The organism is uncultured Cytophaga sp., from assembly GCF_937863595.1.
GTDB lineage: Bacteria > Bacteroidota > Bacteroidia > Cytophagales > Cytophagaceae > Cytophaga.
Genome location: NZ_CALMGQ010000057.1, coordinates 116,113 through 130,546 on the forward strand (window position 1 = coordinate 116,113; position 14,434 = coordinate 130,546).

Annotated in this window: 14 protein-coding genes; 7 read left to right on the top strand and 7 right to left on the bottom strand. The window is 34.4% G+C overall.

What is annotated here, in order from left to right; translation table 11 throughout:
* Positions 1–109: 109 nt before the first annotated feature.
* Together Q0543_RS04745 and Q0543_RS04750 are read left to right on the top strand one after the other, a co-directional pair.
* Positions 110–745, top strand: a complete 636-nt coding sequence (locus Q0543_RS04745; protein ID WP_299249841.1) for a hypothetical protein — start codon at positions 110–112, stop codon at positions 743–745.
* Between the two features lie 274 nt (positions 746–1,019).
* Positions 1,020–1,655 (top strand): hypothetical protein, encoded by a 636-nt coding sequence (locus Q0543_RS04750; RefSeq protein ID WP_299249841.1) that lies wholly within the window; start codon positions 1,020–1,022, stop codon positions 1,653–1,655.
* Between the two features lie 320 nt (positions 1,656–1,975).
* On the opposite strand, the gene Q0543_RS04755 is transcribed toward Q0543_RS04750, so the two are convergent.
* From Q0543_RS04755 to Q0543_RS04765, 3 genes are all read right to left on the bottom strand, one after another.
* The gene (locus Q0543_RS04755) at positions 1,976–2,872 is read right to left on the bottom strand and encodes a hypothetical protein (RefSeq protein WP_299249845.1); all 897 of its coding nucleotides are present in this window, start codon (positions 2,870–2,872) and stop codon (positions 1,976–1,978) included.
* A gap of 307 nt (positions 2,873–3,179) precedes the next feature.
* Positions 3,180–3,848, bottom strand: coding sequence for an RluA family pseudouridine synthase (locus tag Q0543_RS04760; protein ID WP_299249848.1), 669 nt, complete (start codon positions 3,846–3,848; stop codon positions 3,180–3,182).
* A gap of 10 nt (positions 3,849–3,858) precedes the next feature.
* On the bottom strand, positions 3,859–4,377 hold the full coding sequence (locus tag Q0543_RS04765; protein ID WP_299249851.1) for a DJ-1/PfpI family protein: 519 nt from the start codon (positions 4,375–4,377) through the stop codon (positions 3,859–3,861).
* A gap of 251 nt (positions 4,378–4,628) precedes the next feature.
* Between Q0543_RS04765 and Q0543_RS04770 the strand changes: the two genes are divergently transcribed.
* Positions 4,629–5,720 carry an acyl-CoA desaturase gene (locus tag Q0543_RS04770; RefSeq protein ID WP_299249854.1) on the top strand — a complete coding sequence of 364 codons (1,092 nt, stop codon included), beginning with the start codon at positions 4,629–4,631 and terminating at the stop codon, positions 5,718–5,720.
* Between the two features lie 428 nt (positions 5,721–6,148).
* Positions 6,149–6,748, top strand: coding sequence for a Crp/Fnr family transcriptional regulator (locus Q0543_RS04775; RefSeq protein ID WP_299249857.1), 600 nt, complete (start codon positions 6,149–6,151; stop codon positions 6,746–6,748).
* Between the two features lie 92 nt (positions 6,749–6,840).
* On the opposite strand, the gene Q0543_RS04780 is transcribed toward Q0543_RS04775, so the two are convergent.
* Both Q0543_RS04780 and Q0543_RS04785 read right to left on the bottom strand, forming a co-directional pair.
* Complete coding sequence (locus tag Q0543_RS04780; RefSeq protein WP_299249859.1) at positions 6,841–7,914, bottom strand: acyl-CoA desaturase; 1,074 nt, start codon at positions 7,912–7,914, stop codon at positions 6,841–6,843.
* A gap of 208 nt (positions 7,915–8,122) precedes the next feature.
* Positions 8,123–9,067, bottom strand: a complete 945-nt coding sequence (locus Q0543_RS04785; protein WP_299249863.1) for a hydrogen peroxide-inducible genes activator — start codon at positions 9,065–9,067, stop codon at positions 8,123–8,125.
* 107 nt (positions 9,068–9,174) lie between these two features.
* On the opposite strand from Q0543_RS04785, the gene Q0543_RS04790 reads away from it, so the two are divergent.
* From Q0543_RS04790 to Q0543_RS04800, 3 genes are all read left to right on the top strand, one after another.
* Entirely contained in the window at positions 9,175–9,732 is a 558-nt protein-coding gene (locus tag Q0543_RS04790; protein WP_299249866.1) for a peroxiredoxin, read from the top strand.
* A 30-nt stretch (positions 9,733–9,762) separates the two neighbouring features.
* Positions 9,763–10,368, top strand: coding sequence for a carboxymuconolactone decarboxylase family protein (locus Q0543_RS04795; protein WP_299249869.1), 606 nt, complete (start codon positions 9,763–9,765; stop codon positions 10,366–10,368).
* A gap of 284 nt (positions 10,369–10,652) precedes the next feature.
* Entirely contained in the window at positions 10,653–11,198 is a 546-nt protein-coding gene (locus Q0543_RS04800) for a hypothetical protein (RefSeq protein ID WP_299249871.1), read from the top strand.
* 91 nt (positions 11,199–11,289) lie between these two features.
* On the opposite strand, the gene Q0543_RS04805 is transcribed toward Q0543_RS04800, so the two are convergent.
* Positions 11,290–12,462, bottom strand: coding sequence for a DUF748 domain-containing protein (locus tag Q0543_RS04805; protein ID WP_299249874.1), 1,173 nt, complete (start codon positions 12,460–12,462; stop codon positions 11,290–11,292).
* Between the two features lie 249 nt (positions 12,463–12,711).
* Complete coding sequence (ilvB, locus tag Q0543_RS04810; protein ID WP_299249877.1) at positions 12,712–14,433, bottom strand: biosynthetic-type acetolactate synthase large subunit; 1,722 nt, start codon at positions 14,431–14,433, stop codon at positions 12,712–12,714.
* Position 14,434: the final 1 nt, after the last annotated feature.

The following is a 14,434-nucleotide window of genomic DNA, read 5'->3' on the forward strand; positions in this document are numbered from 1 at the left end:
CATAACGTTTCGTAACTGTTCATTAAAACCGCAAAGGCTGAAAGCCTTACATGTCAAAGCTAGGGGCAACGCCCCTAGTAAAATACAACGTTTTTCTAAATCATTAATTATGGATCATCACTACGTATATCAGAATTGGCTCAGAGGGTACAGAGAAATGCACACAGAAGAAAAAACATTAAATTATTATGCAAAACATGAGGTATATCAAGATGAATCAAAAGGTAAAGTCGCAAAAAAGTTTTTAAAAACCTGTACCAGTACCGAGGATTGGGCCCGTTATGCCTATGAGAATAAATACGCATTTAATGTATGTAAAATCATAAATGAAGAAGTAGATAGTTATTTATCATACGACTTATTGGGTGACTTTACAATAAGTTTTTTAGATGAATATCTCCGTAAATACATGTTTTATGTGTTTACGGAACAGGAAAACGGCATGTTGTTTTGTACTGGCATGATGTTTTGGGAACATATCAAAGGCATGGATGATGATATGGATTACACAAAAGCATGGACCTATATTTTTGAAACAAACGGAAATGTAAAAGTAATAGAAAAAGAAAAAGATGCCAAAGAAGAATGCATCTGGACAAGCAAACGCCCGCTTAATGTAGCTAGCAATTGGGAGCCCAAACCTGTATTTGGTGATTGGGACAGCATTTTCAGAATGAAACGCTGGGGCGATGGCGAATTAGATGAAGTATTTAAAGGTGTGCCCGACAATATGGGTATGCGGTAAGTTATAGTTGCTACTTTCTAGATGTCAATTTTTGAAAAGTCAATATACAAATAAAGTCGTCGGACCAACTGAAAAAGTGGCCTGACGACTGCATAAATAGATATATTGGTTAACGAAACAACATTGATGTTCTATTGTATTGCTTACATGTTAGCGTGGTTGAAACATAACGTTTCGTAACTGTTCATTAAAACCGCAAAGGCTGAAAGCCTTACATGTCAAAGCTAGGGGCAACGCCCCTAGTAAAATACAACGTTTTTCTAAATCATTAATTATGGATCATCACTACGTATATCAGAATTGGCTCAGAGGGTACAGAGAAATGCACACAGAAGAAAAAACATTAAATTATTATGCAAAACATGAGGTATATCAAGATGAATCAAAAGGTAAAGTCGCAAAAAAGTTTTTAAAAACCTGTACCAGTACCGAGGATTGGGCCCGTTATGCCTATGAGAATAAATACGCATTTAATGTATGTAAAATCATAAATGAAGAAGTAGATAGTTATTTATCATACGACTTATTGGGTGACTTTACAATAAGTTTTTTAGATGAATATCTCCGTAAATACATGTTTTATGTGTTTACGGAACAGGAAAACGGCATGTTGTTTTGTACTGGCATGATGTTTTGGGAACATATCAAAGGCATGGATGATGATATGGATTACACAAAAGCATGGACCTATATTTTTGAAACAAACGGAAATGTAAAAGTAATAGAAAAAGAAAAAGATGCCAAAGAAGAATGCATCTGGACAAGCAAACGCCCGCTTAATGTAGCTAGCAATTGGGAGCCCAAACCTGTATTTGGTGATTGGGACAGCATTTTCAGAATGAAACGCTGGGGCGATGGCGAATTAGATGAAGTATTTAAAGGTGTGCCCGACAATATGGGTATGCGGTAAGTTATAGTTGCTACTTTCTAGATGTCAATTTTTGAAAAGTCAATATACAAATAAAGTCGTCGGACCAACTGAAAAAGTGGCCTGACGACTGCATAAATAGATATATTGGTTAACGAAACAACATTGATGTTCTATTGTATTGCTTACATGTTAGCGTGGTTGAAACATAACGTTTCGTAACTGTTCATTAAAACCGCAAAGGCTGAAAGCCTTACATGTCAAAGCTAGGGGCAACGCCCCTAGTAAAAATGAGACCAATCCTTTCTTCCCTTAATATCCTACCTTCTACATTTTGAGAGATCATTCAAACAAAAATTCACTTAATAAAAAATATCCTGTCCTTCTTCTAATTCTTTATTGATTTTCTTTAAAACAACATCAATCTCCTTAGCTTGTTCGTCAATTTTTAAAAACAAAAACGGATAGTCGACCTTCTCTTCTAATTTCGCCAATTGTAGCAATCCTAAAATCCTAGCCAATGGACCTCTTACATAATGTGCATTTGCAAATGAATATTTTACTAAATATTCATTTTTTTGTTTCACATTATTTGTTCGCTCCAGAATAACCAATTCCAAATTTTGGTTCAGTTTATTAAGTTCATTCCTACTTTCTATAACTTCATTTTTTTGATGCGTCATCAAAACAGTTTGCTCTAATAACTTTATGTTTTTTTCTTTCAATTCAAGATTCATACGGTCGTACGTTTCTTTCAATATGCTAACGGAATAGGTGATAATAAAATATGCACAAAAATATGCAGCAAACGTAGTGATAACTTGGTCTGAAGTAAAATACCTATAAAAGATATAATTATTTAAATGAAAAATAAATACAACAATCATTCCAATGAAAATGAAAATATGAGCAATTATCTTTATGTTTTTAGTCAATAAAATTGAAGCTGAAAAACCCACCACAACCAATGAAATCATTGCTGTGGAAGCACTATTGACATGTACGATACTAATGCTAAGCAAGGCAATCGATGCAATTGAAATAGGCAAAATTACGGCGGATTGATAATAGTTATATTTATGCAATACCAATGCAATAGAAATTCCTATTAGTATAGCTATATCAACTAGACCGCCAAATCCCGTAAAGTTTTTCTTTTCCATAAAAAGCACATCCATGATTACAATAAACAAGGTTGCAATAAATGAAATACTTAGAATTGTTCTCAGAAAGAAATCTTCTATGCGCTGTTCTATCATATTAATTTAAAAATTACTTCATGCAGGAGTAATTTAAATAAAATTTACATTATTTAATCAAACCTGTCAATTACTTCTCAATAGATAATAACTTAAATAGGATCATTCATTTAGGCAATTCACGCAACAAAAACCTTTTTAGGTAAAATGCTATTTCTAGGTTTCAAAGCGTATTAATCAATTTAACATTGCTTACAAAAACTGTTCGTTTCATGTATTTATTCTGATGAAATTTAGCCCAGCCGATTGCAATTAGGTATTAACATGCCAACTCTTCTAGTTAATTGCTTCGACAAAAATAAAAGTATTAAATCAGCCAATTTGCACTTGCTTGAATTGTCATTTTTTCATTGGTACTAGGATGCACAAACTCCAATTGGTAAGCATGTAGTGCAATTGCATTGGGAGCATAATTAGATGTAGATCCATACAATGCATCACCAATAATAGAACAACCCACAAAACCTAGCTGTGCACGAATTTGATGATATTTGCCTGTATGTAAATCAATATCCCACAAAGAAAATTGTTTGTAATCTTCAGTTATGTAGGCCAGCTTTACATTATCTGCCTCTGGATGTGGCTCCTTATAAATGACAGCCTTTTTATTTTTTTTATCCTTGTAAAGCCAATTGTCTAGGCTTCCTTTCCCTAACAAAGGTTGTTTTTCTGTTAAGGCTTTATACTTTTTTTTAACGGTACGTTGGGCGAACTGCTCACTTAAATTTTTCAAAACAGATTTCTTTTTTGCAAAAAGTACAATGCCGCTAACAGGCCTATCTAAGCGATGTATGTGCTGAACATATACCTCTTTATTAGGATGCACACTCTGTTTAATGTATTTTTGAACCTGTTGCAATAAATTGGGATGTCCATTACGATCTGGCTCAACCATTACGCTGCATGGCTTATTAATTACAAGAATATCGTTATCTTCAAAAAGTATGTGGTCGGCAACTTGAATAATAATTGACATGAACAGATTTTTATTTTGTTAACAATTCAATAAACGCAAGAGCGCATGCTTCTGAAGCTTCAGGTCCATTTGCGGTCAGAATATTCCCATCTACAACCACTTTTTCATGTGGCATACCTATTGCCTTATATTCCTTAGCGAGTTGCGAAAAAACTCCATCCGCATCAAAACCTGTACATTTTTTATTTTCCAAATACCCCCATTTTAATAAATTTCTTGGCGCAGCACATATAGCAGCGACAGGTTTATTTAACCTTAAAAACGAGCCGAAAAGATTTTTTGCAATCGTATTGTCAGCATACTCCACAGATCCACCACCACCCACAAAGAATATCCCATCATAGTTTTCTGCTTCTACCTCTTCCAACAAAATGTCAATATGTACGGCATAGCCAAACCTACCCCTTACAATGTGATTCGTTGAACTCGTTGATACTTCGAAATTAGCTTGATCAAAGAAAGCCCTTGGAACCAAATATTCACAATCTCTAAATCGTTCGGGAGCGAGCAACATTAAAACTTTAATCATTTTTCTTTTATTCAAGCCGTGTTTAAACAACAAAGATATTGAGTTTGTTATAGATAAATATAATATAATTGAAAATTTGGCAAGATTTTAGTGATATGGATCATTATTGAACTAATTCGTTTACGATTAGAACTATAATCACCCCTTCTAACGTTATATTGAATATTAATACATACTTCGTTATTATACATTGACGCATTTATCGTAAATTGCGTCGCTAAATAGGTAGTTTTATAACTAACATTTTCATCATGTCAACAACAACTCGTTTAAAATTTATTGACACAAAGAACTCTCAGTTTTTTTCAACTGTGAAACGCAATGTGGATCAATATTTCAAAGAAAATAACATTTCAAAAAATGCCAATGCATTGATGATATTTAAAAGTATCTTCTTTTTTGGGGGCGTGTGGGTATTATATGGTTTAATATTATCCAATCATTATTCATTAGCCGTAATGTTATTAATGGCAATTGCTTTAGGGGTTTTTAAGGCAGCTTCTGCATTCAATATTTCGCATGATGCCATGCATGGTTCCTATTCTTCTAAAGAATGGGTGAACAATTTGTTAGCATATACATTCAATATCTTAGGAGCAAATATTTCTGTATGGACGGTTAGCCACAACATTGTTCATCATACCTTTACAAACATCGAAGATCATGACGAAGATTTAATTGTTGCACCAGGCCTTATTCGTTTAACGGATGGTGATAAGAAATCTAAGATACAGCGTTTTCAGCACCTATATGGCTTCTTTTTATATGGTTTTGCAAGTTTATCTTGGGTTTTCCGTAAAGACTATATGAAAATGTTCCAAGATAAAATCGGACAACATGTAACAAATCATTATACAACACGTGATTATGTGGAGTTATTTGTATACAAAGCCATCAATTACATTATCTTTATTGTTATCCCTCTTGTTGTATTAGATATTGCTTGGTGGCAAGTTCTAATAGGCTTTGTAGCAATGCATTTCGCAATGGGTTTCACCTTGGGACTTGTATTCCAATTAGCCCATGTAGTGGAAGAAACCTCTTTCCCAGCTCCAAACGAATCGGGGAACATTGAAGAAGCATGGGCGGTACATCAAATGTGTACGACGGCCAACTTCGGCATGGATTCTTTTTTAACAAGCTTCATTTGTGGAGGATTAAACTTTCAAGTTGAACATCATTTGTTTCCAAAAGTGTGTCATATACATTATCCAGCGATTTCAAAAATTGTAAAACAAACAGCAGAGTCTATGGGTGTGCCTTATCTATATAACGAGACCTTTTTAACTGCAATACAATCGCATTATAAAGTATTAAAAAAATATAGCTTAGAAGCTGCATAAGTACTTCAGGACGTTGTACAAAAAACTCCCAGTTTGATTTACTCAGACTGGGAGTTTTTTTATTGATTTAACCGAACGTTTTAAACAATTTTGATTCTACAAGGTATAAAGCAATGCATATTCTTAGTTTAACCCTATTTTTGTGCAATAATTGGAAGACAGTACAATTAGCACACTATTTTATATTCATTTTTTTAATTTAATTACATTTTAAGATCAGTATTATAATTAAATTATATACTTGATAAATAGCTAAATGAAAATAATACATATATAAATAGATGTTAAAACATCAATTTATTTAATAAAAATTACATTAAAAGTATTGAACTACTTATATAATATATTATATTTATTCTTTCAACATTTATAATAGCTCATGAAATCACTTCTTCTGAGCTATTCCAGCTTTTTAACATTAAATACTTATGGTAAGACAGAAAACAGGTTTTTTATCCGAATTAAACATCAATTGGAAAAAGTATTCCCAATTTTTCACCAAAATCGAAGTTGAAAATAAAGAAAAACTGTTACTCATTGGTGACACATCTGACAGATTGTACATTCTAGAAAAAGGTATTATCCGTATGGGCTTTGAAAAAGAAAACAAAGATATTACTGTTCAGTTTTTCTTTGAAAATGAATTAGCTACCTCTTTTGAAAGTTTCTATGGAATGAAACCCAGTAAGTACTTTCTTGAAGCAATGGAGCCATGCACTGTTTATTGTTTAACAAAAAAGGATTTAGATCATTTGCATATGACTGAACCAGAAATTGCAGAAATGTCTCATTCGATTATTTTATCGAGACTTACTTCTTATGCAAATCAATTAATAGAGCATATTTCTCAAAGCCCTGAAGAGCGCTTTAATAATCTTATTGAGAAAAACCCCAATATCTTTATGCGCGTGCCCCAACGTCATATTGCTACCTATCTAGGGATTACGAACGTATCTCTAAGCAGAATAAAAGCTCGCAAAGTGGGTGCAATCATAAAGCCGAATAAAAGCGATTTATGTTTGGGTTGATCTCAATGTTGTTATATAAAAAAAGCAGGTGCGTATTTAATAAATACGCACCTGCTTTTTTTATATAACACTTCTAAGAAGTAATTTTACCTTCAACTTATTCGACCCATTTGTTTTAAATGTCCAATGTGAGAATGAACAGCTAGTCGCACTTTTGAATATTCATTGTATTTAATTTCATATTCTTCACACACCTGTTTTACGATTTTACTTATTTCAGGATAATGTATATGTGAAATGTGTGGAAACAAATGATGTTCAATTTGAAAATTCAATCCTCCTGTTAACCAAGAAACGATTTTGTTTTTAGTAGCAAAATTAGATGTAGTTTTTAACTGGTGCAATGCCCATTCATCTTCTAACATACCTGTTTCTAGATTCACCATAGGAAAATGAGAATCTTCAACAGTATGCGCCAGTTGAAACACAATACTCATTACAAAGCCTGTACAAAAGGTGTACGTTAAAAAACCTATTAACCAAGGCAGGAAGCCTACAAAGTAGATTGGTAAGGCAACAAAGAAGAACCCATGTATTAGTTTAAATCCCCAAAAGGAAATGTGATCTGAAAGATCCATTTTCTTAAATGGCAATTCGCCCACTTTTCCTGTAAAATATTTTTTATAATCTGTATAGAAAATCCAGTATATATATAAAAGCGCATACACCGCCCAAAAATAAAGGTGTTGAAATCGGTGAATTTGATATTTCTTTTGATTGTCGCACAAACGAAGAAATGGTTTTGCGTCTATATCATCATCTAAACCTTCAATATTGGTAAATGTGTGATGAATAACATTGTGTTTTGACTTCCACAGATACACATTTGCCCCTAGCATATTTATAGACATCCCAGCAAGGTCATTTACCCATTTGCTTTTACTAAAACTCCCATGGGCGCCATCGTGCATAATATTAAACCCTATTGCTGCAGTAGCAAGGCCTAATAAAATACATTCAAGTAAATTGACAATTAAATAAGGAGAAGTAAAGAAAATTACATGCAAATAGGTTGCAACAAAAGCGACTGTAATAATTGCTGCTTTAATATATAATTGCAAACCACCTGTTGGTTTTATGTCAATTTCTTTAAAGTGCGCATTTATTCGTTTTCTCAATTCGGAGAAAAACGGAGTCGTAGGCATTTGGAATTTGGCTGCTTTCATTTTGAGAGATTTTTGAATAACGGATATTCTCGCAAGTCAAAAATATAGGGTTTATAGTTTTATAAAGATACGGATACAATCTGACAAAAGAAGTAATTGCCCTTTGCTCGTGTTATTTTGATAACAAATAACATGCCTCAAGTTTACTTATTGAATTAACTAACTGAATTTTAACTCTATAAATATTTCTTTACAAGTGCAGATAAACTTACCTCCAATCTACAATACTGCCTCTATCGGCTGTTAATAAAGCTTTGGGGATTGATTTTTTAATCTCTTCTTCTAATTTACTCAACAATCGCTTCTTAGAATAGTTCCGGGTATATACCAAACTCACTTCACGTAAAGGTGTCTTTTCAAATTGTTTTATTTTGGCTGCCCCATCTTTACGAATGTCATAGCTTGCTAGTTCGGGCAAAAGTGTAAATCCTCCTTCTTTTTCAACAAACCTTTTTAAGGTTTCAAGTGATCCACTTTCATATGTAAACGGAAGTTGGCTTTTAACAGCATGTTGATAGGAACACAAATTTAGCACCTGCGAACGGAAACAATGCCCCTTACTCAAAAGCCATAAATCAGGTGTAGCGATATCAGCTGCATGTAGAATTTTCTTTTTAGATAAAGGATGCTCCTTATGAACGTATAAAACCATTTTTTCATAAAATAACGGTTGCTCTATTATACCTGGCTCATGCAACGGAGTAACCAATATGCCCACATCTAGTATGTCTTTTTTTAATTGATCCATTATTTCTTCCGACACCAACTCCACAATGTTTACTTTAACCAAGGGGTATAATTTTGAAAAGGTTCCCATAAAAAGGGGTAATAAATAAGGGGCCAAAGATGGAATGATACCTATAAATAACTCACCAGAAACATCGAGGGCGTTTTCTTTAACTACCTCTTCCAACTTATTACCTTCAGCAACTATGATGCGGGCCTGAGCAATTATTTTCTTTCCAATATCCGTTGGTACGATCGGCTGCTTACTGCGATCAAAAACAATTTCACCCAATGTGTCTTCTAATTTTTTTATTTGCATACTCAAGGTTGGCTGCGTTACAAAACAAGCATCTGCAGCTGTAACAAAATGTCTATATGTATCAACAGCTATTATATATTCTAATTGAGTTAGTGTAATATCGATCATAGTACAATATAGTTAAAATCTATATTATTATAAAAACAATCAATTTGAACTATGTATTTAAATCCTGCACATTTGTATCAATCAATCACACAAAAACAATTAAGATCATGCAAAATAGAGTATTAAGCGTAGGAAGTACCTTTCCTACATTCAAAAAAACAGCCGTAGTATCTATAGAAAAAGGCAAAGAATTTGCGGATATCACTTCAGAGAATATCGTAAATGAAGACAACCAATGGACAGTTATGTTTTGGTGGCCAAAAGATTTCACCTTTGTTTGTCCGACTGAAATAGCGGAATTCAACAACGCTTTTGGGGATTTCAGGGATAGGGATACAACACTCATTGGTGCATCAACCGATTCTGAGTTTGTGCATGCTGCATGGAGAAGAGATCACGAAGATTTACGCGGATTGAAATTTCCGATGTTGGCGGATACGTCCAAATCTTTAGCAGAAGAATTGGGCATTTTAGAGCCAAACGAGAAAGTAGCCTTACGTGCAACATTCATCGTTGACCCAACAGGAATCATTCGTTGGGTAAGTGTAAACGACTTGAATGTCGGCAGAAATGTTAAAGAGGTAATTCGTGTATTAGACGCCTTGCAAACAGATGAATTATGCCCATGCAATTGGGAAAAAGGTCAAGAAACTATTCAAGCATAATAAACCGTTGCTCATTCAAATAGTATTTGAATGAGCAACACAACTAAAAAAGACATGATACAACTTTCAGAAACTAGCGCAGAATTGGTTCAACTCATTCGAATCGAAGATGCTCCTTTACCAATACTGCAATTACTAGACAGTACAGATTCGCGTTACATTCGAGACCTAAAGGTAAATATCAGTAATGCATTGCAATCGACAACACTCACCGAAACAGAAACGGCGTTGTTAGCATTGTCCATTGCAAGCAATCAAAAGAATAACGCATTGGTTGTAGGCTTTCAAAAGCTTGCGTTAGAAAAAGGCGCAAGTATTGAAGAACAAAACGAAGCAATTTCATGCGCTAGCTTGCTGGCGGGGAATAACGTCTTTTATCGCTTCCGACATTTTCAGCAAAAGGAAAGTTACAATAACATGCAAGCGAAAATAAAAATGAACATTATGATGAAGCCAGTACTCGGTAAGGAATTCTTTGAATTGATAAGCCTTGCCGTGAGCGCTGTTAACGGATGTGAAATGTGTGTAAATGCCCATGAACATTCTGTTAGAGAATTGGGGGCAAGCGAAGAACGTGTATGGGATGCTATCCGACTTTCGTCTGTAATTGTTAGTCTAGATAAAGTTGTGAATTAAAGAGTGTATTTTATTTACTACACATTATAGGGTTGAGAATGATTTATCTATCTTTCTTAACCCTATAATGCATTTAAAAAAACCACATTTCTTTGCTCCCTTTAAAAATGAACTTATTTTAATTGTGCACGTATGATTATATGCAAATTTCAGTCTTGCTATAATACAAGTCTAAGTAAAGAAAAAAATCGTGTCGAAATTTCATTATTTTACTTTGATAAACTATATTATACATTGAAGAAATGGAAATTATTATAATCTATCTGTCATTTAAGAAAAAACTTATGAAACACATCTTATTATCTGCTTTAATCCTTCTCGGAATTTCTGCAACATCTTTCGCTCAAAATTTACCAGTAGATGCTGGCACAGGAAAAATCACATACCTTGAAGTAGTGGATGCTACAGGTGTTAAACCAGTAGATTTAACTAAAGTTGTAAAAGATTGGGCAACAAAACAAGGTTTTACGCTTAAAGAAGAAGCTGGAGATAAACTAGTATACGATGCGAGTACAAGCGTTGATTATCCAAACATAAATGGAAGTGGCACAGAAAAAAGCTTGGTGACTTTTTCCCTTTCTATCTTTATTAAAGATGGAAAATACCGTTACATAGCAACAGATTTTGTTCACGCAGGCGATATTAAAGTTAAAGCTTCTGGTGGTAAACTTGAAAATGTATCTCCAGAATGTGGAGCAACAAAAATGACAAGCAAATCGTGGGTTATGATTAAAAATAAAACGAATTCAAACTTAGTCGCTTTAACTGGCGATTTGAAACGTGTCGTAAAAGAATTTCAAAACGATCCAGCAAACAAGTCTGATTGGTAAAATTAGTTTTCAGTTGCGTGGTCCTTTACTAGCCATAACAAAAAAAGGTCGTTCGGATGAACGACCTTTTTTTGTTATGGCTATATGATGTTTACTTTTTGTCACTTTCGACTTTTTTATCCGCTTCTTTTTCATCCTTATCTTTTACCTTAAAGAATAAAAACTTCTTTTCTTTCTCTTGTCCTGCCGTGTTGAAATTTACAGAGTCATCTAAATTCTTTTTATACACTTCTATAAAAGCATTTTTAACTACGCGAACTACTGTAGTGAAAATATCTGTATCAATTTTATCATCCAACTTTCCTTCAATTGGAACCTTAGTTGCGAAACGATCTTTCTTGTGGTTTTTAAATATAGCAAATGTACTTCCAATTGCTGCTTGCCACAGTTTTTGTGTAAAGTTTGGACCATCTTCACTCCAATTTAATACATCCACATTTTCAAGTAAAGGCTTGACATACCCTACAACATTACCATCGTTTACAGCCATTTCACTAAAGATAGAAAGCTTTCCTTTTTCAAAGTCAAATTTGCCATATGCTTTCGCAAAATCATTTAATGCGGTTAAATTAATTCCTGTAAATTTCATATTGATGTCAGCATCAGGAACTTTTTTAATAACATTAACCTTTCCATTAATTGAAAGATTGCCCCCACCAATTGAACTTCCACTGATCATTAAATCTGAAGGTAATTTTTCACCTTTTTCAATTACATTCGATAAATTGGTTGCCAACAATTCTAAATCATTAATATAAATATCAACTTTAGGACTTGAATGAAAATCATTGTATTTGATAATTCCATTATGAATTTGAAACTCATTGACGTCAATTGGTAATAACTTTTTGAACGTTTCAGTCCAATCAGCACCAGCACCTGTTTGGGATGTTTCTTTGGTAGGTCCCGCTACAAAATTTAACTCCGGACGGTCAAATTCAACCTTCGCCTTAATTGCGCCATGCAATAACGCTTTCCACTCTACCGCTAAATCAATTGTAGGCGCTTTTAAGAAAGGAACAGGAACCTTACCTGTAGTCTTATTGATTTCTAAGCCATTTATAACATAAGCGCCACGAATGAGCCAAATATCAACGTCTTCTACGTGCCCACTATACTCACCCATATCAGCGAGTGTTTTGTTGAGATAATTCTTAACAATGGTAGGTAATAATAACCTAAACACAATCAATGCTAGAATAATAATTGAAAGGGTAATCGTTACTATTCGTTTCTTTTTAGACATTCTTTGTAAAAAACTCATATACAATAATTTATTATTTGAAATACTTTTTAGTGAACAGCTCAGAAGCCTTTATTCACAGCTACTATATTAAATTACAGTTAATTTTTTAGAAAAATATAATATAGATTCCTAAAAATGGGAATGTTATAATGAATAGGAAATTGGGTGTAAAAATTAACATCCACATAAAATTTCTGATGGTTTGAGTCCCAACAAAAAAAGACAGCTCTTTCAAGCTGTCTTTTTACTTATATCTAAAAACGAATATTATTTCGTTACTTTTTCTGCTTGTGCTTTTGCAGGGTAGTAAATCGTTTCAGATAACGAGGTGCCAGGTGCAACCATTGGCAATACGTTTTCTTCTTTCATTACGTGAGCATGCACTAAATACGGCCCCTTGTGATCGTGTGCGGTTTGTATGGCTTTCTTCAAGTCTTCTGTATTGTCTACATAACATGCTTCCATACCGCATGCTTTTGCAAGCATTACAAAGTCTGGATTCAATAAGTTTACACCGCTGTAGTTTTTAGAATAGAACTGTTCTTGCCACTGACGTACCATTCCTAAATAATTGTTATCTAAGATTAATATTTTCACGGGCCACTTTTCTTGCACGCAAGTAACCATTTCTTGCATGTTCATTTGGAATGAACCATCACCTGTAATACACCACACATCGTTGTAAGGCAAGCCTGCTTGCGCACCCATTGCTGCTGGCAAACCAAAGCCCATAGAACCTAGTCCGCCGGATGTTAAGAAGTGATTTGGCTTCAAACGTTGGCAATATTGTGCCGCCCACATTTGATGTTGACCAACGTCGGTAGATACAACGGCAGAGCGATCCAACATTTCATCCAATAACTGGATAGCAGAAACTTGTGTGAACTTAGAATAATCAGCTTCTTGTAACGGATATTCTTCTTTCCAATCGTTCAATTGTGCTACCCAAGCAGTTCTGTTACGAGTGTTCGTTTCTGTACGTGTATCAGGAATACGATCAATAACAGTTTTTAAATCGCCATTAATAAATACATCTGTACGTACATTTTTGCTTGATTCGCTTCTGTCAATATCTACATGCATGATTTTTGCCTTAGGAGCAAAGTCATTAAGTTTACCTGTAATACGGTCATCAAAACGAATACCCCAAGCAACAATTAAATCTGCATTCTGCACTGCATCGTTGCAATACTTCATACCATGCATACCCAACCATTGGAAGTATAAGGGATCATCATGCTCCATAGCGCCAATACCTAAAATGGTAGAGATGACAGGAACATTTTCGCGATGTACAAAGGTTCTCAATTCATCCCAAGCTTTAGACAATAAAACCCCATGTCCGCATATAATCAATGGACGTTCAGCATTTTTGAATAATTCAACTGCAGCTGCAATGTCTTGATCCGTGAAGTTATTTTTTACTTCGCGTTCAGGCTTAACAAATTTGCTTTCCCAATCTTCATCCAATTCAACGTATTCTGCCTGAATGCTTCTTGGCACATCTATCAATACTGGTCCTGGTCGGCCACTAATAGATACACTGTATGCTTCACAGAAGATTTCTGCTGCTCTTTCTAAGCCTGTAAGTAAATATGTCTTTTTTGTAATCGGAATACAGATACCAGTTATATCTGTCTCTTGAAACGCATCCGAACCAATTAAGTGTAAGGCAACTTGACCTGTAATAGCAATCATTGGTACGCTGTCTGCATATGCATCCGCAATACCTGTAACTAAATTGGTAGCTCCAGGGCCAGACGTTGCTAGACAGAAGCCGGGACGGCCTGTTACGCGTCCATATCCATTTGCCATAAAAGCTGCTCCTTGCTCATGACGAACGAGTACACAGTTTAAACTACTATATGCAAGTGCATCATAGATCGGTAAAATTGCACCGCCTGGATAGGCAAATAAGTCACGTGCATCTAATAATTCTATGATGCGAACAATGTACTCTGCTCCTCTTAATTTAATTTTCGGCTTCATA